Raw genomic sequence first — 19,346 nt, forward strand, 5'->3', positions numbered from 1 at the left:
CCCGCTTGTCGTTCTCTGTCGTAGCGGGGGCCCTTCCTACCACCCCGGGCTCAGAAGAGCGGGTTGACCAGGAGGTACATCAGGGCGCCGATCGAGCCGGCCGCAGGGAAGGTGAGGATCCAGGCGCCGACGATGTTGCCGGCAACGCCCCAGCGGACGGCGGAGAGCCGCTTGGTCGCCCCGACACCCATGATCGCCGAGGTGATGGTGTGGGTGGTGGAGATCGGGGCGCCGAGCACCAGCGCGTTGAAGTAGAGCACGCCACTGGCCACGGTCTCGGCGGCGAAGCCCTCCGGCGGCCGGAGATCGATGATCTTCCGTCCGAGGGTACGGATGATCCGCCAGCCGCCCGCGTACGTGCCCAGCGCCAGCACCGTCGCCGAGGTCCAGAACGCCCACTCCGGGATGTGCTCGGGACTGTTCTGGTAGCCGCCGACGAAGAGGGCGAGCACCACGATGCCGATCGTCTTGGCGGCGTCCTGCATGCCGTGCCCGATCGACATCGCCGCCGCCGAGGCGGTCTGGGCCCACCGGAAGCCCCGGTTCAGCTTGCCCGGCTGCCCGTTCCGGAAGATCCACTGCACGGCGATCATGACGAGGTAGCCGAGCAGGAAACCGACCAGCGGAGAGAGGATCATCGGGAGTACGACGCTCTCCCCGATGCCCTTCCAGAGCACCGTGCCGGAGGCGGCGAGCGTCGACCCGACCAGCCCGCCGATCAGGGCGTGCGAGGACGACGAGGGCAGCCCGAAGTACCAGGTGATCAGGTTCCAGGTGATCGCTCCGATCACCCCGGCGAAGACGATGCCCAGGCTGGAGACGCCGGTCGGCAGGGCGACCAGGCCGGAGCCGACCGTCTTGGCCACGTCCGCGCCGAAGTGCGCGCCGATGAAGTTGCCGATCGCCGCCATGCCGAGCGCGACCCTGGGCGTCAGGGCCCGGGTGGAGATGCTGGTGGCGATCGCGTTCGCGGCGTCGTGGAACCCGTTGGTGTAGTCGAAGAGCAGCGCGACGGCGATCACCGCCAGTACGGCGATGAGTTCAGGGCTCACGGGTCAGCTTTCCTTGACCGCGATGGTCTCGACCGTGTTGGCGACGTGCTCGAACGCGTCGCAGGCCGCCTCCAGCTCGTCGGCGACCTCCTTCATCTTGAGCACGGTCAGCGCGTCGTACTCGCCGGAGAAGAGCCGGACCAGCAGCATCCGGTACGCCTGGTCGCCGTCGTTCTCCAGCCGGTTGCACTCGATCCAGTAGTCCTCGAGGTCCTTCATCGCCCGCAGCCGGGGCATCGCCTCGGCGGTGAGCTTGGCCTGCTGGTCGAGGACGTTCACCAGCTCGTGCATCTCCCGGGGCAGCGACGGCAGCTTGGTCAGCCCGTAGAGGTAGAGCAGGTTGCCGACCGCCTCCAGGTGATCCATCACGTCGTCGAGCAGCGAGCCGAGCCGGTAGATGTCCTCCCGGTCGAACGGGGTGACGAAGGTCGAGTTGATCTTCTTGTACAGGTCGTGGGTGATCTGGTCGCTGTCGTGCTCGACCTCGGTGAGCCGCTCGCTGACCGACTGCACGTCGACCCCGGGCAGCGCCAGCTCGTTCAGCAGCTCGGTACCCCGCACGAGGTTCTGAGCGGCTCTGGTGAACAACTCGTAGAACGCGCCCTCGGAGGGGCGGAGGGAAAACTTCACGGCACAGAACCTCGTTGCGTCGGCGGACGGGTGGCGGGCCGCAGGAGGCTGCCCCTGGGGAATGCTAGGAAACCTCGGATCGGAATATTCGCCCGCCCACCCCTGGTCAGGGGCGATTCACCTGCCATTCATCTGATGTTCACCTTCGTCCGGCGACAGGCCGGCACGAATCCGACCGAACAGGCCGAGAGGCGGCGTCCGGCACGCCGCCGCCCGCGCCGACCGCGAGTCCCCGCGCCGACCACGAGTCCCGGCACGGCCGAGGACCACCCTTGCGCTCCCGGCACGGCCGAGGATCATCTTCGGCTCCCGGCACCGTCGGGGGCTACCCTTCGCGGAAGGGACGTACGGCGGCGGGGGAGGCGGCGGTGCGGGATCTGGCCAGCGAGTTCGAGGCCGAACGGGACCACCTCACCTCGGTCGCCTACCGGATGCTCGGCAGCCGGGCCGAGGCGGAGGACGCCGTACAGGAGACCTGGCTGCGGTACGCCGCCGCCCTGGAGACCCCGCGGGCCCGCGCCGAGATCCGCGACCTGCGCGGCTGGCTCACCACCGCCACCGCCCGGATCTGCCTCGACGTGCTCCGCTCGGCCCGGGTACGCCGGGAGGCGTACCCGGGCGAGTGGCTGCCGGAGCCGATCGTCAGCCGGCTTCCCGGCCCCGCCGACGGGACGGACGGGTTCGCCCCCGACCCGGCCGAGCGGGCCGCGCAGACCGAGCAGGTCGGGATCGCTCTGCTGACCGTGCTGGAACGACTGACCCCGGAGCAGCGGGTCGCGTTCGTGCTGCACGACGTCTTCGCCGTACCCTTCGCGGAGATCGCCACGGTGCTGGGGACCAGCCCGGCCGCCGCCCGGCAGCTCGCCTCCCGGGCCCGGCGCGCGGTCGCCGAGGACGGCCCCCGGCACTCCGCCGACCCGGCCGAACACCAGCGCCTGGTCCGCGCGTTCCTACACGCCGTCGAGTCCGGCGAACCCGAACGGCTGCTCGAGGTGCTCGCCCCGGACGTGGTCGTCGTCGGAGACGGCGGCGGCCTCTTCCCGACCGCGCGACAGCCGGTGGTCGGCGCGGCCAAGGTCACCCGGTTCGCGCTCGGACTGAAGCGCCGGGTGGGCTCGGACACGCACCACCTGCGGATGCGGCCGGTACTCGTCAACGGCGCGCTCGGCCTCCAGATCGAGGCGGACTACCGGCCCGGGCTGCCGCTGCACGGCGTCATGTGGTTCGCCGTCGCCGACGGCCGGATCACCGCCGCCTACCACCAGCTCAACCCGGAGAAGCTGGCCCGGGTACCGAGGATCGGCGAGGACGAGCGGGCCCGGCCGTCCGCACCCTGACTCCCCGGCCGGAGAGCCGGCTATTCGAGGATCCCCTCGTGCAGTGCCCGTAGCACCGCGTTCGTCCGGTCCCTGGCGCCGAGCTTGGTGAGGATCGCGGAGACGTGGTTCTTGACGGTTCCCTCCGCGAGGAAAAGGATCTCCGCGATCTCACGGTTGCTGTACCCCCGCGCGACGAGCCCCAGCACGTCCTGTTCGCGTTCGGTGAGGCTCTGCACGATCGTCGTCGCCCCCGGCCCCGCCGCGGAGGCCGCGGAGGGATCCGGGCCGGCCGGGGAGGGACCGGAACGGATGGCCCGGAGCATCCGGTCGGTGATCGACGGCGCGATGAGCGTCCCGCCGTCGGCCAGCGTCCGGATCGCCCGGGTGAGCCGTTCCAGCGTCACGTCCTTGAGGAGATAGCCCCGGGCGCCGGCCCGGAGCGCCCCGATCACGAGTTCGTCGTCGTCGAAGGTGGTCAGCACCAGCACCGGAATGTCGATCTGCTCGGCGTGCAGCCGATCGAGCGTCCAGATGCCGTCGTACCGGGGCATCCGCAGGTCGAGCAGGATCACGTCCGGCGAGGTCTCCGCGATCACCGCGAGCGCCGCCTGTCCGTCCCCGGCCTCGCCCACCACCTCGATGTCGGCGACCTCGAGCAGCCCACGGATTCCCTGCCGGACCAGGGTCTGGTCGTCGACGACCACGACGCGGGTCACGACGCCGGCACCCGCGCCGTCACCCGGAACCCGTCGCCGCCATCGAAGGACAGGTCACCACCGAGGGCCCGTAGCCGCTCGCCGAGTCCGCGCAGCCCGTTGCCGGGCACCGGGTCGCGGGCGCCGCAGCCGTCGTCCCGGGCGTCGAGGACGGCATCGCGGTCGTCGGCGGTCACCGAGATCCGCAGCGTGGACGCGTCGGCGTGCCGGATCGTGTTCGTGACGATCTCCTGGGTCGCCCGGACGAACGCCGCACCGGCCTCCTCGCTGACCCGCACGTCGGGCGAGACGTCGATCGTCACGTCGAGCCCCGGCAGGTCGCCCGCCATGCGTCGCAGCGTCTGCTCAAGGTCGGGGGTCTCGGTCCGCAACTGGCCGACAGTGCTCCGGACGTCACCGAGAAGGTCCCGGGCGACCCGGTCGGCACGCTCCACGTGCATCCGGGCAGCCGCTCCGTCGAGGTGCCGGGCGGTCTCCAGCTCCAGGGTCAGCACGGTCAGCTGGTGGCCGATCAGATCGTGCAGCTCCCGGGAGATCCGCAGCCGTTCCGCCGTCCGGGCCGACTCCGACAGCAGCACGCTGGCCGCCTGCAACTCGACGTGCGCCTCGGTGAGTTCGCGGCGCATCCGTTGTTCCCGCAGCAGGGTGACCGTGCTGAGCAGCGCCGCCGCCTGGATCAGCAGGTAGAAGACCACGAGACCGACGACGTCCGCCGGACTGCGTCGGGGCGCCCCGATGCCGAAGGAGATCACCAGGGTGTTGAGGCCGACGACGATCAGGCCCACCCACGGCGGGACCACGTACGCACTCGCGGCCACGGTCAGGACCAGCAGGACCGGCAGCAGTCCCTGGCCCGGCGTCGTGAGTACGACCGTCCAGGCCGCGACGACGGCGGCGGCGTAGGCCGCATACCGGCGTGGACGCGGCACGGGGGTGTAGGCCGCAACCAGGAAAGCCGCCATGAACAGCACGAACAGCGCGATCCACCAGCCGTGCGGGATCGCGGTGTCGAAGGCGCCGAGGAGGCCCGGCGCCGCGATGACGACCGCGACCACCAGCATGGCGATCCCGCTCCACTCCTCCGTCCCGATGCCCCGGCGCACGGCTCCTACTCTAGGTGACGGGATCGGCCGGGTACCCGTGCCGAAAGTAACGGCCACGAGTGGTGACTTCTGGGACAGGACATCGCGCCCGACCTGCTCGTAGCGTCGACACATGCCCAGCGCCGAACCGGCGATCCTCGCCGAGAACCTTGCCAAGAGCTACCGCCGGACCCGGGCGGTCGTCGACGTGAGCCTCCGGGTCGACGTCGGTGAGGCGGTCGGCATGGTCGGTGCCAACGGGGCGGGCAAGACGACGACGGTCGAGATGATCGCCGGGCTGCGGGTACCCGACCGTGGCCGGGTGCGCGTCCTCGGCCTCGATCCGCGCCGGGACCGTACCCGGCTCCGCCAGGTCCTCGGCGTGCAGTTGCAGCACGCCCACCTGCACGGCGCGCTGCGGGTCACGGAACTGCTCGACCTGTACCGAAGCTTCTACCCGGCCCCCCGCTCCAGCGAGGAACTGCTCGACATGGTCGAACTCACCGCGGAGCGTCGGACCGCCTTCCAGAAGCTCTCCGGTGGCCAGCAACAGCGGCTCTCGATCGCCCTCGCCCTCGCCGGCCGCCCGCGGGTCGTGATCCTCGACGAGCTGACCACCGGCCTGGACCCGCACGCACGGCGGCGGATGTGGCGCACGGTGGAGCGGCTCCGAGGCGAGGGCGTCAGCGTGCTGCTCGTCAGCCACGCCATGACGGAGGTCGAGCGACTCTGCGACCGGGTCGCCGTGCTGGACGCCGGCCGGATCGTCGCGCTCGACACCCCGGCGGGGCTCGTCGCCCGGGCCGGCACCGACACTCTCGACGACGCCTTCGTCGCGCTGACCGGACAGGAACTGGAGCAGGCCGGATGAGGGGCACCGCCGTCGAGGCCCGCCGCCCGGGGATGCGGTCCCTGCTCACGCTCGTCGGCTGTGAGGCGAAGATGGTCGCCCGGGACACCCCCGGGCTGATCGTGCCGCTGGGCCTGCCCCTGCTGATCCTGCTGACCAGCGCCTCCTCGGCCAGCGACCTGGTCGTCGACGGCGGGCGCACGGCGCTGGACGTGTTCGTCCTGCCGCTGGTGCTCACGATGGTCATCGCGATGGTCGGCATCATCAACATGCCGAGCTTCCTGGCCTACTACCGGCGATCCGGGATCCTGCGCAGGCTCGCGGTCACCCCCGCGTCGCCCCTCATGGTCCTGGCCGCCCAGGTGGTCGTCAGCGTTCTCCAGACCGTCGTCGGCCTCGCGGCCGCACTGGTCGTCGCGTTCCTCGCGTTCGGCGTCGACCCGCCCGGCAACACCGGCGCCACGTTCGGTGTGGTCGTCCTGGCGATGGCGGCGATGTACAGCACCGGCATGGTCGTCGCCGCGATCGCACCCACCCCGAACTCCGCCGTCGCGATCGGCCTGGTCGCCTTCTTCGTCCTCGGCGCTCTCGGCGGCATGTTCGGCGGCCGACAGGCGCTGCCCGGGCCGCTCGCCGAGATCGGCGGATGGCTGCCCTTCGGGGCCGCGGTCGAAGCCGTCTCGTCGGCCTGGGCCGGCACGCCGGTCGGAGCGGCACAGTTGCTCGGCCTCGGCGCGACGGTCGTGGTCGGCACCCTGCTCTCGGCGGCATTCTTCCGCTGGGAATAGCGCGCGCCGGCTCACCGCCGCTGGGAGGAGCGCCGGCTCAGACCACCAGCGCCAGCCATTTCCGGTACGCCGACGCGAACGGCTCGGTACCGTCACCGAGCGCGACGTAGAGCCACTCCGCCGCCGCCCGGGCCCGCCCCACCGTCTCCTCCGGATAGCCGAACCGGGCCCGGTGCTCGGCGAACTCGTCCTCGTCGCGCAGCTCCACCAGGCCGGTGCCGCGTCGGCGCACCACGTCGAGGTCGAGGTCGATCAGGTGGACGGTCTCCCCCTCCCAGCGGGCCGGGCTCGCGATGTCGCAGTAGACCTCACTGGTCCGCGGCGGCGGGTTGAACATCGCGCTCCACCACGCGTCGTGCGGCACCAGCAACACGAACGGGATCTGTTCCACCGACGGGCGGCCGTGGTAGACCGACTCGGTACCGGCGGTGACGCCGAGCCACACGCCCAGGTCGTCCTCGGTCAGTCTGCGGGCGGGGTAGTCCCGGTGTGCGGCGCCGTCGTACTTGCGGTAGACGACCCGGACCACATCGCTCGGCATGTCCGCACCCTAGCGGATGGCACCCGTTACGCGCGGTGCGCGAGGCCCCTGGGTCCGTGCGCCGATCCGCCCCGCCGGGTGGACCCGCCGGGGCGGCGGCGTGGCGGTGTCGGGCTCGGCGGGTACGGTCGCACGGTGACCGTGCCCGCCACCGACGCCAGCGTCCCCACCCTGATCGACTCCGCGGCGGCGGACTCCGGCCGGCCGGCAGGGCCGCGCCCCGGCAGACGGCGTCGAGGGGACCGCCCCAGCGGGACGGAGCTGCTCGCCGCGGCGGTCGGCGCGGTGCCGGGCGGCAGGGCCCGACCGGGCCAGCAGCAGATGGCGACCGCGATCGAGCAGAGCATCCGCTCCGGCGAGCACCTGCTGGTGCAGGCCGGCACCGGCACCGGCAAGTCACTGGCGTACCTTGCCCCGGCGCTGACCGTCGACGGCCCGGTGGTGGTCTCCACCGCCACCCTCGCGCTCCAGTCCCAGCTCGTCGACCACGACCTGCCCCGGCTCGCCGACGCGGTCACCCCGCTCCTCGGCCAGCCGCCGACCTTCGCGGTGCTCAAAGGCCGGCACCACTACCTCTGCCTGGCCCGCCTGGAGAACTCCACAGAGGACGAGCCGGAGGACACTCTCTTCGACGCACCCGGCCGGGGCGCTGGCGGGACGAAGTGGCTCGGCGAGGCGGGCCGGCTGGGCAAGCAGATCGAGCGGCTCCGGGACTGGGCGATGGAGACCGGTACCGGCGACCGCGACGAACTCGACCCGGGCGTCGACGACCAGGCGTGGCGGCTGGTCTCGATGCCGGCCCGGGAGTGTGTCGGCGCCGCCCGCTGCCCGTACGGGACCGAGTGCTTCGCCGAGGCGTCCCGGGCCCGGGCCCGGGAGGCGGACGTGGTGGTGACCAACCACAGCCTGCTCGCCGTCGACATGCTCGCCGGCCGGCACATCGTGCCACCGCACAAGCTGCTGGTGATCGACGAGGCACACGAGTTGGCCGACCGGGTTTCCTCGGCGGCCCAGGCGGAACTGATCCCGGAGCTGATCGACCGGGCCGCCCGGCGGAGTCGGCCGCTGCTCACCCCGGAGCTGGCCGAATCGCTGACGGCGGCCGGTGACTCGCTGGCGGTCGGGCTCGCCGAGGCGCCCGGCGGCCGGATCACCGGCGAGCTGCCGGGGCCGCTGCGTGCGGCGTGCACGCTGCTCGACGCCGCCACCCGGGCCGCGTTGGAGAAGATCGGCGACGTCAAGGCCGACGACCCGGACCCGGTGCGCAAGCAGCAGGCCAAGGCCGTACTCGACGACCTGTCGAAGACCGCCCAGCGACTGCTGGAGGAGGCCGACCACGACGTGGCCTGGGTGGAGAAGCCCGACGGCGGCGGCGCCGGGCGGCGGGCTCTGGTCGTCGCCCCGCTCTCCGTGGCCGGCACCCTCGCCACCCACCTGTACGAGGACCGTACCGTCGTCGCGACCTCGGCCACGCTCGCCCTCGGCGGCCGCTTCGACACCGTGGCCCGGGCCCTCGGGCTGGCCGCCCCGGCGGGAGTCGACCCGACCCGGCCGCATCCCCGGGCGGCGGCGCTGCGCACCGTAGGACCCGACGAGGCACGGTCCGGTGCCGGGGCGGAGACCCCGACAGCGGACGCGTCAAAGACGGACCGGGCGAACGCGGACGGGCCGGCGGCGGACCCGGGCTGGCGCTCGCTCGACGTCGGGTCCCCGTTCGACTACCCGCGCCAGGGCATCCTCTACGTCGCCGCGCACCTGCCCCGGCCCACCGCCTCGGGCCTGCCGGCGGCGGCCGGCGAGGAACTGCTCGCGCTGGTGGGCGCGCTCGGCGGTCGTACCCTGGGGCTCTTCTCGTCCCGCCGGGCGGCGTTGCAGGCCGCCGAGCTGCTCCGGGCGCGTACCGACCTGCCGATCCTGCTCCAGGGCGAGGAGGCGCTGCCGCTGCTGGTCCGCCGGTTCCGGCAGGAGCGGGCGAGCTGCCTCTTCGGGGTGATGTCGCTCTGGCAGGGCGTGGACGTGCCCGGCGACTCCTGCCAGCTCGTGGTGATCGACCGGCTGCCGTTCCCCCGCCCGGACGAGCCGCTGGCGGCCGCCCGGGCCGCCGCCGTGGACGCTTCGGGCGGCTCGGGCTTCGCCTCGGTGAGCGTGCCGATCGCCGCCGTCCGCCTCGCCCAGGGGGTCGGCCGGCTGATCCGGTCCACCGGCGACAAGGGCGTGGTGGCGGTGCTCGACTCCCGGTTGGAGACCGCCCGGGGGTACGGCGCGTTCCTGCGGAAGTCGCTGCCGCCGTTCTGGTACACCACCCGGCCGGAGGTCGCCCGGGGCGCGCTGGAGCGGCTCGGCCGGGCGTAACGGACGGGTACGGCCAGCCGCCCGGGCGGTCACGGGGCCTTCGCGGCGACCACCACGGCGTCCGGCGGCACCTCCGGCGGCCGGCGGTGCGCCAGTCGACGGATCGCGGTGTTGAAGACCGCGATCAGCGGTACCGAGACCAGGGCGCCGACGATGCCGGCCAGCACCACACCGGCGGCGATACCGACGATCACCGCGAGCGGATGGATCGCCACCGCCCGGCCCATGATCAACGGTTGCAGGATGTGCCCCTCCACCTGCTGCACCCCGATCACCACGAGGAGGATGACCAGCGCCCGCAGCCAGCCACTGTCGACCAGCGCGACCAGCACCGCCACCGCGCCGGAGAGGGTGGCGCCGACGATCGGGATGAACGCGCCGAGGAAGACCAGCGCGGCCAGCGGGAACGCGAAGGGGACGTCGAAGATCACCAGGAAGATGCCGATCCCGACCGCGTCGATGAACGCGACGAGTACGGTCGCCCGGACGTACGCGACCAGCGTCGACCAGGAGGCCCGACCGGCGTCGTCGACCCGCCACCGGGCGGCCAACGGAAGCAGCCGCACCATGAAGCGCCAGATCTTCTCACCGTCGCGGAGGAAGAAGAAGGTGGCGAAGAGCACCAGCAGCGCCCCGGTGAGCAACTCGGCGACGGTCGCGGCCGTGGAGACCGCCCCGCTGGTCAGCGACTGGGTGTTCTCGTTGATCCACTTCTCGCCCTGCTCGATGTACGAGTTGAGCTGGTTGTCGGACATGTGCAGCGGGCCGGTCTTCAGCCACTCCTGTATCTGCCGGATACCTCTGGTGGCGTTGCGACTCAGGTCGGGTACGCCCTGGATGAACTCGTTGACCACCAGGGTGAGCGTGCCCACCACCGCCGCCAGGCCGGCGACCAGCACCAGCGCGGTGGCCAGGGACCGGGGGAAGCGGGCCCGGAGCAGCAGTCCGACCAGTGGGGCCAGCAGGGCGGAGAGCAGCAGGGCGATCGCCAGCGGGATGATCACGATCCGGATGGTGCCGACCACCCGCAGCAACGCCCAGGCGACGATACCGATGACGATCAGACGCCACGACCAGGCGGCGGCGATCCGCAGCGCGTGCGGTACGTCCGCGTCGTCCCGGCTCGACGTCGACGGGTGCACCTCCCGGGCCGGTTCACTCCCGACCGGCGCCGTCCCGGGCACCGGCTCGGGCGCGGCCGCCGGGTGGCCCTCCGCCGCCTCGACCGCGCCGGCCGGACTCGACGACCGCCCGGACAAGTACGCGCGACGGATCCTTGCTCGTAGCTGCTCGAAACGGCGCAAGCGCACCTCCCACGGCGGAATCGGCCCTCCTACGGTAGCGGCACCGGCGCTGGCCGGCTCGGAGCGGCCGGCGGGGCGGCGGGCACCCAACCTGCCTGGTGGCCGCACACGGTACCGTTCCGTCGTGACCGCCGAGGAAACCAACGACAACGGCCTGCCCATCCGCCTGCTACACGACCGGGTGCTGGTCCGGGCGGACAACGGCGAGGGCGAGCGCCGCTCGACCGCCGGCATCGTCATCCCGGCGACCGCCTCGATGGGCCGGCGACTGGCCTGGGCGACCGCGGTGGGTGTCGGTCCGAACGTGCGCTCCATCGTCTCCGGTGACCGGGTGCTGTTCGACCCGGACGACCGCTCCGAGGTCGAGCTGCACGGCCGGGAGTACGTCCTGCTCCGCGAGCGCGACGTGCACGCCGTGGCCGCCCGGCGGGTGGAGACCGACTCCACCGGCCTCTACCTGTGACCCGCCGCCACTGACAACCGCCCCCGCTCCGCCTCCCGACCGTCGACGGAAGGCAGTTCAGCGGTGGTACGGACCCGGCCAGGGCCCGGCCGGTCCGGAGCCGGGCGTGGACGACCCGTCGTACGTACCCGGCGGGCCGGCATCCGGGGACCGTGACCCGGCGTACGGGGCTGGCGGGCCGGCGTACGGACTCGGTGGCCCGGCGTACGGGGCCGGTGGCCCGGCATACGGACTCGGTGGCCCGGCGTGCGGGGCCGGTGGCCCGGCGTACGGACTCGGTGGGCCGGGGTACCGGGCTGGCGGGCCCGCGTACGGACTCGGTTGGCCGGTGTACGGGCGGTGGTAGCCGGGTAGCGGTGGATGACCGGGCCTGACCGGAACCATCGGGCGCGGCGGCGGTGCCACCAGGACGACCGGGATCGGCACCACCGGCTCGGCCGGCGCCGGCAGGGTGCGGCGTGAGCCGTCCGGGAACGACAGGTGGTAGCGGGAACCGTCCCAGACTCCGGCCGGCGCCTGCGGATCGCGCCCCACGAAGACCCTGCGGGCCGCCTGGATCGCGTCGAGCAGCCGGCGTTCCTCGTCGACCTGCCGGGCCAGCCGCCCCGGCTGCCGCTCCAGCCCGCGCACCAGTCCGTCGCGGAGCAGGGCGAGCCGGGTCGCCGAGGTCTGGAATGCCCGCATCGCCTTGACACCCTCGTCACCGGCGACCCGCCGGGCCCAGCGGCCGGCCGCGTGTCGCCGCCCGAGGGTGCCGAGCGCGGCCAGCTCGGGCGGGGTGAGCCAACCCGTCGACACGTACTCGGGAAGCCGGCGCTGGGTGAGCCGCCCCTCCCAGCTCCGGACCCAGACGGCCAGCCCGACGACGCCCAGGAAGATCGGCACCATCAGCCCGACGTAGCTGTAGAGCAGGATCAGCGGCTCTCCGGCGAGCTGGGTGAGGGTGGCGGCCAGGTTCCAGGCGCCGTGCAGGATCATCGCCAGCAGCAGGCCGGCGAGCGGGGCGACGATCCGGATCGGGCGACTGGCCGACCGGACGGCGATGCCCAGCCCGATGCCGGTCATCGCGGTGAAGAGCGGGTGGGCGAAACCGCTGATCAGGACCCGCAGGATGAAGATCCCGAAGACGTTCTGCGCACCCGTGGCCGGGCCGTACTGGTCGGCGCCCTCGGCATAGCCGTGCAGGCCGAAGTAGAGGATGTTCTCGACCATCGCGAACCCGACCGCCGACAGGCCACAGTAGACGATTCCGTCGGTGATCCCGGACCACTTGCGGCGCTGGTAGAGCAGGAGCAGCAGCGGCCCGAGCGCCTTGGTCAGCTCCTCGATGAAGGGCGCGACCAGCACCCCGACCAGCGGGAGGGGCAGCTCCAGTGTGTCTGCCGCGAACGTGTTGGTGCGCAGCGCCACGTAGGTGGAGACCGCCGCGCCCCAGCCGAGGCAGAAGGCGAGATACTTGACCGGCTCCGGGTCGTACCGGTCGAGCCAGAGGAAGCAGGCGACCAGCACCGGCACCGGCAGCGCCGCCGCGACCAACCCGATCAGCGGCGGCGTGACCCCGGCCGGCGACACGAGCTCCCACGCCATCAGCACCGCGCAGACGACGATGAGCGTGATCGCCCCGATCGCGATCAGCAGGCGGGCCCGGCTCCGCCGCTCGGGCGCCGCCGGCTGCGACGCGTTGCCTGCCGGCTGCGGTCCGCCGTCTGCGGACTGCGGCGCGTTGCCGTGCGGCGCACCGCCCATCGCCTCCGGCACGCTGCCTGCCGGCTGCGAGAGTTGCCACGCCGGGGCGGTCGGCCACGGCGGGGTCGGCGACGGCGGCTGGGGTGCCGCCGCACCGGGCGGGGTGTCGGCCATGCGATCAGCGTAGTTCCTCCGGACAGCCTGGCCGGACCGCATCCGGCTTGGTTATGCTTCCCGGCAGGTCACGAGTGCCAGCGTCCAAGCCCCGGCTTGCTGGCCGGCAACCCTCGTCGAGGTTCGCGGTGGGGTGCCCCGGGTGATGACCGGGCCTGGTGCGGTTCCGCACCGGGCAAGCGCGGACCCCGTTCCCGCCCGCTCCGGGGTCCCTGACCTTCGGAGGTATGCGCGATGAGCACCGGTCTCTTCCCCGCACCCGCCCGCTCTGCCGGCGTAGCGACGCCGACCGCACCGGGGCCGGTGGTCGGCTCCGGGGGCACCGCCAGCGGTCCGCTCGGCATACTCGGGGTGCCGGGCCAGGTCAACCTCGACTACGCCGCCACCGCGCCCTGCGCGCGAGCCGCCGCCGACGCGGTGGCCGAGCTGCTGCCCTGGTACGGCAGCGTGCACCGGGGCGCCGGAGCGCTCTCCCGGCGCAGCACGCTGGCGTACGAGCGGGCCCGGCAGGACGTCGGTGACTTCCTCCGGGTACGCCCCGACGACCACGTCGTCTTCACCCGCAACACGACGGACGCGCTCAACCTGCTGTCCCGGGCACTGCCGCCGGGCACCCGGGTGGTGACCTTCGCGGCCGAGCACCACGCCAACCTGCTGTCCTGGCCCGCCGGTGCGGTCCGGTTGCCGGTGCCCGGCTCGGCCGGGGAGGCCGTCCGGGCGGTCGACGCGGCACTGCGGGAACTGCGCCGGGGCAGCGGCGGCGGCGCACCGATCCTGGTCGCGGTGACCGGGGCGAGCAACGTCACCGGCGAGTGCTGGCCGGTCGCCGAGCTGGCCCGGATCGCCCACCGGTACGGCGCTCGGATCGCACTGGACGCCGCCCAGCTCGCCCCGCACGCCGAACTGGACATCGCCGCCCTGACGGTCGACTACGTGGCCGTTTCCGGACACAAGCTGTACGCGCCGTTCGGGATCGGCGTACTGGCCGGACGGGCGGACTGGCTGGACGCCGCACCGCCGTACCTGGCCGGCGGCGGGGCGACCCTCGGGGTCGGGGCGGCCACCCACGACGTGCGCTGGGTCGACGGGCCCGCCCGGCACGAGGCCGGCACCCCCAACCTGCTCGGCGCGGTGGCGCTGGCCGCGGTCTGTGTCGCCCTGGCCGAGGCGGACCGCGAGGCGCTGTACGCGCAGGAGCAGTCCCTGCTCGGCCGGCTGCGGTCCGGGCTCGCCGCCCTGCCGGACGTGGTCGAACTGCGCACCTTCGACCCGAGCGCACCCCGGGTCGGCATCGTGTCGTTCGTGGTCGCCGGCCGGGACTCGGCGGCGGTCGCGGCCGATCTCGCCCAGCACTGGCAGATCGGGCTGCGAGACGGGCTGTTCTGCGCGCATCCGCTGGCCCGACGGCTGCTCGCCGAGGCTGCCACCCGGAGCGGACGGCGGGACCTGCCGCCGACCGCGCTGCGCGCGAGCATCGGGTTGGGCAGCACCGCCGCACACGTCGACCGCCTGCTGACCGCCCTGTCGACCCCCCGCTGACCCGGCCGTCCCGGCTACCGGGCCGGGCCGGGGTCCGATCGCCGGGCTACCGGGCCGGGCCGGGGTCCGATCGCCGGGCTACCGGGCCGGGCCGCGGTCCGAGGAGGTGCGCTCGGCGGGCCGGTCCGACGACGAGAATTCGGGCTGCTGGGCGGCCTCCGTGACGGCGGCGTCGGCGTGCCCGCCCGCCGCCCGGCGGACGAGCTGGTTCGCCTCCAGCCGCTCGATGCCGGTGGCCCGGAGCAGGTCACTGCCGGTGGTACGCAGCTGCGCGATCACCACGCTGCCGGAGAACCCGACCCCCTCGGCGTACGCCCGACCGGCCTGGCCGATCGCCTGCAGCGCCTGCTCCCGCGTGGCGTCCGGGCGTACGCCCTGCCCGAGTTCCCTGCGCAGCAGCTGTACCGCCTCGGCAAGCGACGCCACCGCGTTGGACATGGCCTCCGGAATCGGCTCGTCGTCCTCCAGCGCGGTGACCGCCCGCCGGACCAGGGTTCCGCTGTTGTGCACGGCGTGTTCGATGTACTCGGAACTCTCCACGTACCGGAACAGCGCGCCCCGGCGGTGCCAGCGCAACGGTGCCAGCAGCGCGGTCTCCCGGCCGCCCTTGAGCGCCTCCTCGAAGCCCTGAAGGTGCGCCTCCACCTGGCGGAGCCGGTCCAGCGCGGCCTGTGCCCGGGGCGCGTCCCGAGCCTTCAGCGCCTCCGCGGTCTCGGAGAGTTCGTCGGCGAGTTGGCCCAGCGCCGGCCGGGCCGCCCGGTCCACCACCCGCAACGGGTTCAGCGGCAGCAGCAGCGCGAGGACCACGAGCCCGGAGAAGCCGCCGATCAGCGCGTCGATCACCCGGGGAGACTCGATGGTGCCCCGCAGCGGCGCCTCGATGGTCACGATCAGCACGGCGGTGGCCGCCGCCTGGCTGATCACGGCCGGGCCGCCGCCGAGGAAGATGGTGACCACGATCGACAGGAAGACGATCAGACCGAGCTGCCACGGCCCGCTACCGGCGGCGTAGACCAGCGCGTCGCCGATGCCGATGCCGATCGCGATGCCGAAGATCATTTCGACGGTCCGGCGGAATCGCTGACCAACCGAGGAGGCGAGGGTACCGATCGCGGAGATCGGTGCGAAGACCGGCGACGGGTTGCCCAGGAACTCGTGCGAGCCGATCCAGGCCAGCGCGGCCGCCACCGCGGCCTGGAGGGCCAGGATCAGGTTGAACCGTACGGCGTACCAGCGGTCCCGTATGGTGGCCCGGGACCGGTTCCGAAGCTCCTTCGCCAGCTTGGCGATCCGCTCCCGATCCAGCTCCACGGGCGTTTTCGCCACGGTGGTCCGGACAGAGCGCATGGCGGGGACTACCCGCTGACGTACCCGCCGAACCCGTCCGGACCGCGCGGTGCACCTCGACCCCGTTGTCCGAGGTGTTCCCTGCCGGCCGAAAACGACCATGGTCGGCGTACGTGTCGACGACTAGCCTCCCAGGCATGCCGGATCTTCTCGACGACCTGCGGGCGGCGCTCGGCGAGTCCGCCGTACTGACCGACCCCGACCTGCTCCGCGGCCACCAACGCGACGAGGCGGACCTCTGCGCTGCCGGTACGCCGGCCGTGGTGGTCCGGCCCCGGACCACCGGGGAGGTGGTCGCCGTGGTCCGGGCCGCCGCCGCGCACGGCGTACCGGTGGTGCCGCAGGGGGCCCGGACCGGGCTGGCCGGGGCCGCCAACGCGGTCGACGGGGCGGTGCTGCTCTCCACCGCGCTGATGGACGAGATCCGTGAGGTCGACCCGGTGAACCGGATCGCGGTGGTCCAGCCCGGGGTGGTCAACGCGATGCTGGCCGCCGCCGTCGCCAAGCACGGCCTGCGCTATCCGCCCGACCCCGGCTCCTGGGAGTCGTCCACCATCGGCGGCAACGTGGCGACCAACGCGGGTGGGATGTGCTGCGTCAAGTACGGCGTCACCACCGAGTACGTCCTCGGCCTGGAGGTGGTGCTGGCCGACGGCGAGGTACTGCGCACCGGACGGCGTACCGCCAAGGGGGTCGCCGGGTACGACCTGACCCGGCTCTTCGTCGGCTCCGAGGGCACCCTCGGGGTGATCACCGAGGTGACCGTCTCGCTCCGCCCGGCCGCCGAGGAGTCGCTGACCCTGGTCGCGGTCTTCCCGTCCACCGCCGCCGCCGGCCGGGCGGTCGGGGAGATCTCCGCCCGGGGACTCAGCCCGAGCCTGCTGGAACTGCTGGACCGCACCCATCTCGGCGCGATCGAGGCGTACCGGCCGATGGGGTTGCGGACCGACGCCGAGGCGCTGCTGCTGGCCGCCGCCGACACCGGGACCCGGGCCGCCGCCGACCTGGCGGTGCTGGCCGAGGTCTGCACCGCGAGCGGCGCCGACGAGGTCTTCGCGGCCACCGACGCGGAGGAGGCGGCCGCCCTGCTCCAGGCCCGCCGGCTGGCGCACCCGGCGATGGAACGGTTCGCCGCCGCCAGCTATCCGGACGGCAACGGCGGGCTGGTCATCGACGACGTCGCGGTACCCCGGGACGCGTTGGCGGCGCTGCTCGACGGCGTCACCCGGATCTCCGCCGAGTACGACGTGCCGATCGGCGTGGTCGGGCACGCCGGTGACGGCAACATGCACCCGAACATCGTGGTGGACCGGGCCGACCCGGCGAGCCTGGAGCGGGGCCGGCGTGCGTTCGACGCGATCATGCAACTCGGTCTCTCGCTCGGCGGCACCTGCACCGGCGAGCACGGGGTCGGCCTGCTCAAGCGGGACTGGCTGGCCCGGGAGATCGGGCCGGTGGGCCTGCGGGTGCACCGGGCGATCAAGGACGCGCTCGACCCGACCGGGCTGCTCAACCCCGGCAAGGTGCTCCCGGCCGACGGCTAGGGGCGGGAGCGACGCACCGCACAGTGACCGTCGCCCGGCTCGCCGGTATCCACCGGGCAGGTCAGCCGGGCAACTCCGCCCCGTCCAGGCCGGCGCCCCGGTCGGCCGCGAAACCCCGGACGTCCGGCGCACCGATGCGGGCCGCGTCGGCGGTGGCGTCGTCCGGCATCCGCTGCGACTGCCGTTCCGCCTGCACCCGGGCCAGGTAGTGCTCGATCTCGCGGGCCCGGACCGGGGCGTCCCAGCCGAGCACCCGGCCCATGATCTCGGCCGCCTGCTCGGCCGACTCGGCGCCCCGGTGCGCCGTCTCGAACGAGATCCGGGTACGCCGGGTCAGCACGTCGTCGAGGTGCAGCGCCCCCTCGGCCCGAGCCGCGTACGCCACCTCGGCGGCGAGGTACTCCGGTGCTCCGGCCAGCGGAGAGCCGAGCAGCGGGTCGGCGTCGACCATGTCCAGCAGGTGGGTGGCGAGGTTGCCGTAGCGCTCCAGCAGGTGTTCGACCACCCCGGCCTGCACCCCGTGCCGGCGGGCCAGGTCGGCCCGGTCCCGCCACAGCGCGGCGTACCCGTCGGCGCCGACCAGTGGCAGGTCGGCGGTGCGGGACGGGCGTACCCCGCCGAGCCGGCGGGCGGCCCGGTCGACCACGTCGGCGGCCATCACCCGATAGGTGGTGTACTTGCCGCCGGCCACCAGTAGCAGCCCGAGCATCGGCTCGTACACGGCGTGCTCGCGGGAGAGTTTCGAGGTCGAGTCCGCCTCGCCGCCCAGCAGCGGGCGCAGCCCGGCGTAGACGCCCTCGATGTCGGCGGTGGTCAGCGGCCGGTCCAGCACGGTGTTGACCTGGTCGAGCAGGTAGTCGATGTCCCGGGCCGAGGCCGCCGGGTGGGCCCGGTCGAGCCGCCAGTCGGTGTCGGTGGTGCCGATGATCCAGTGCCCGCCCCACGGGATCACGAAGAGCACCGAGGTCGGGGTACGCAGGATCAGCCCGGCGTCGCCGGTGATCGCCGAGCGGGGCACCACCAGGTGCACTCCCTTGGATGCGCGTACCCGCACGCCGCGCCGCACTCCGACGTCGCCGAGGAGTTCGGACATGTCGTCGCTCCACACCCCGGTGGCGGCGATGACGGTGCGGGCCTGCACCTCGAACTCGGCGTCCGGTGAGCCGGGCGGCGCCTCCATGTCGCGGATCCGTACCCCGGTCACCTCGCGGGCCTGCCGGAGCAGGCCGACGACCCGGGCGCTGGTCACCATCGCGGCGCCGAGGCTGGCCGCGGTGCGGGCCAGGGTGACCACCAGGCGGGCGTCGTCGACCTGGCCGTCGTAGTAGCGGATGGCCCCGGAGATGGCGTCGGCGCGCAGGCTGGGGAAGGTCCGCCGGGCGCCCTCGCGGGTGAGGTGCCGGTGCAGCGGCATCCCCCGCCCGCCGCCGAAGATCCCGGCGAAGGCGTCGTAGGCCGCGACCCCGGTGCCGTAGTAGGAGCGCCGCCAGGCCCGCCCGGCGAGCCCGGCCGGACCGCTGCCAGGCGGCAACGGCACCAGGATCGGCACCGGGCGGACCAGGTGCGGGGCGAGCCGGGTGGCGAGCAGGCCGCGCTCGGTGAGCGCCTCGTGGACCAGGTGGAACTCCAGTTGTTCCAGGTAGCGCAGCCCGCCGTGGATCAGTTTGCTGGACCGGCTGGAGGTCCCGGCGGCGAAGTCGCGGGCCTCCACCAGGGCCACCTTGAGCCCACGGGAGGCCGCGTCGAGTGCGGCGCCCGCGCCGGTCACCCCACCACCGATGACGAGTACGTCGAACCGCTCGCTCCGGAGCCGACGCAGGTCGGCGGCGCGGCGGGACGGGGAGAGCCGGCTGGCCGTGTTCCGGGAAAGGCTGGGATCACGCACCCGTCAACGGTAGCCGCAGCGATGTCCGGGGCGCGTTCCCCGGTGTCACTTCCGACGGAGTCGCCGGCGGAGGA

The 19,346-nt window shown here is 73.5% G+C and carries 16 protein-coding genes and 1 riboswitch; of the genes, 7 read left to right on the forward strand and 9 right to left on the reverse strand.

Going from position 1 to position 19,346, the window contains the following annotated elements; translation table 11 throughout:
* Window positions 1-50: 50 nt before the first annotated feature.
* On the reverse strand, window positions 51-1,052 hold the full coding sequence (locus tag EV371_RS31445) for an inorganic phosphate transporter (RefSeq protein ID WP_130465253.1): 1,002 nt from the start codon (window positions 1,050-1,052) through the stop codon (window positions 51-53).
* 3 nt (window positions 1,053-1,055) lie between these two features.
* Window positions 1,056-1,682 (reverse strand): DUF47 domain-containing protein, encoded by a 627-nt coding sequence (locus tag EV371_RS31450; protein ID WP_101369324.1) that lies wholly within the window; start codon window positions 1,680-1,682, stop codon window positions 1,056-1,058.
* Between the two features lie 368 nt (window positions 1,683-2,050).
* Here EV371_RS31450 and sigJ point away from each other — a divergent pair, with 368 nt between their 5' ends.
* Complete coding sequence (sigJ, locus tag EV371_RS31455) at window positions 2,051-3,019, forward strand: RNA polymerase sigma factor SigJ (protein WP_130465254.1); 969 nt, start codon at window positions 2,051-2,053, stop codon at window positions 3,017-3,019.
* 20 nt (window positions 3,020-3,039) lie between these two features.
* On the opposite strand, the gene EV371_RS31460 is transcribed toward sigJ, so the two are convergent.
* Both EV371_RS31460 and EV371_RS31465 read right to left on the reverse strand, forming a co-directional pair.
* The gene (locus tag EV371_RS31460; protein ID WP_130465255.1) at window positions 3,040-3,717 is read right to left on the reverse strand and encodes a response regulator; all 678 of its coding nucleotides are present in this window, start codon (window positions 3,715-3,717) and stop codon (window positions 3,040-3,042) included.
* On the reverse strand, window positions 3,714-4,820 hold the full coding sequence (locus tag EV371_RS31465) for a sensor histidine kinase (RefSeq protein WP_349338834.1): 1,107 nt from the start codon (window positions 4,818-4,820) through the stop codon (window positions 3,714-3,716). Before EV371_RS31465 ends, EV371_RS31460 begins: the two co-directional genes overlap by 4 nt.
* A 112-nt stretch (window positions 4,821-4,932) precedes the next feature.
* On the opposite strand from EV371_RS31465, the gene EV371_RS31470 reads away from it, so the two are divergent.
* Entirely contained in the window at window positions 4,933-5,670 is a 738-nt protein-coding gene (locus EV371_RS31470; RefSeq protein WP_130465256.1) for an ATP-binding cassette domain-containing protein, read from the forward strand.
* Window positions 5,667-6,437, forward strand: coding sequence for an ABC transporter permease (locus EV371_RS31475; RefSeq protein WP_130465257.1), 771 nt, complete (start codon window positions 5,667-5,669; stop codon window positions 6,435-6,437). The genes EV371_RS31470 and EV371_RS31475 overlap by 4 nt, the downstream gene beginning before the upstream one ends.
* 37 nt (window positions 6,438-6,474) lie before the next feature.
* Here the strand turns inward: EV371_RS31475 and EV371_RS31480 are convergent, their stop codons facing one another.
* Entirely contained in the window at window positions 6,475-6,978 is a 504-nt protein-coding gene (locus EV371_RS31480) for a DUF402 domain-containing protein (protein ID WP_130465258.1), read from the reverse strand.
* Between the two features lie 261 nt (window positions 6,979-7,239).
* Between EV371_RS31480 and EV371_RS31485 the strand changes: the two genes are divergently transcribed.
* Window positions 7,240-9,330 carry an ATP-dependent DNA helicase gene (locus tag EV371_RS31485; protein WP_486484992.1) on the forward strand — a complete coding sequence of 697 codons (2,091 nt, stop codon included), beginning with the start codon at window positions 7,240-7,242 and terminating at the stop codon, window positions 9,328-9,330.
* Window positions 9,331-9,359: 29 nt separating this feature from the next.
* On the opposite strand, the gene EV371_RS31490 is transcribed toward EV371_RS31485, so the two are convergent.
* Window positions 9,360-10,589 (reverse strand): AI-2E family transporter, encoded by a 1,230-nt coding sequence (locus EV371_RS31490; RefSeq protein WP_486484872.1) that lies wholly within the window; start codon window positions 10,587-10,589, stop codon window positions 9,360-9,362.
* Window positions 10,590-10,758: 169 nt separating this feature from the next.
* On the opposite strand from EV371_RS31490, the gene EV371_RS31495 reads away from it, so the two are divergent.
* Window positions 10,759-11,097, forward strand: coding sequence for a co-chaperone GroES (locus EV371_RS31495; RefSeq protein ID WP_130465260.1), 339 nt, complete (start codon window positions 10,759-10,761; stop codon window positions 11,095-11,097).
* Window positions 11,098-11,154: 57 nt separating this feature from the next.
* Here EV371_RS31495 and EV371_RS31500 read toward each other — a convergent pair whose 3' ends face one another.
* Window positions 11,155-12,957, reverse strand: a complete 1,803-nt coding sequence (locus tag EV371_RS31500) for a PrsW family intramembrane metalloprotease (RefSeq protein ID WP_486484873.1) — start codon at window positions 12,955-12,957, stop codon at window positions 11,155-11,157.
* A 66-nt stretch (window positions 12,958-13,023) separates the two neighbouring features.
* Window positions 13,024-13,145, forward strand: a riboswitch (SAM riboswitch).
* Between the two features lie 46 nt (window positions 13,146-13,191).
* Here EV371_RS31500 and EV371_RS31505 point away from each other — a divergent pair.
* Complete coding sequence (locus tag EV371_RS31505) at window positions 13,192-14,496, forward strand: aminotransferase class V-fold PLP-dependent enzyme (protein WP_130465262.1); 1,305 nt, start codon at window positions 13,192-13,194, stop codon at window positions 14,494-14,496.
* 78 nt (window positions 14,497-14,574) lie between these two features.
* Here EV371_RS31505 and EV371_RS31510 read toward each other — a convergent pair whose 3' ends face one another.
* A complete protein-coding gene (locus EV371_RS31510) occupies window positions 14,575-15,822 on the reverse strand; it encodes an FUSC family protein (protein WP_165436883.1) in 1,248 nt (415 codons plus the stop codon).
* 158 nt (window positions 15,823-15,980) lie between these two features.
* Between EV371_RS31510 and EV371_RS31515 the strand changes: the two genes are divergently transcribed.
* Entirely contained in the window at window positions 15,981-17,387 is a 1,407-nt protein-coding gene (locus EV371_RS31515; RefSeq protein WP_130465264.1) for an FAD-linked oxidase C-terminal domain-containing protein, read from the forward strand.
* Window positions 17,388-17,448: 61 nt separating this feature from the next.
* On the opposite strand, the gene EV371_RS31520 is transcribed toward EV371_RS31515, so the two are convergent.
* Window positions 17,449-19,272 (reverse strand): glycerol-3-phosphate dehydrogenase/oxidase, encoded by a 1,824-nt coding sequence (locus EV371_RS31520; RefSeq protein WP_130465265.1) that lies wholly within the window; start codon window positions 19,270-19,272, stop codon window positions 17,449-17,451.
* Between the last annotated feature and the right edge of the window lie 74 nt (window positions 19,273-19,346).

Source organism: Plantactinospora sp. CNZ321 (assembly GCF_004217235.1).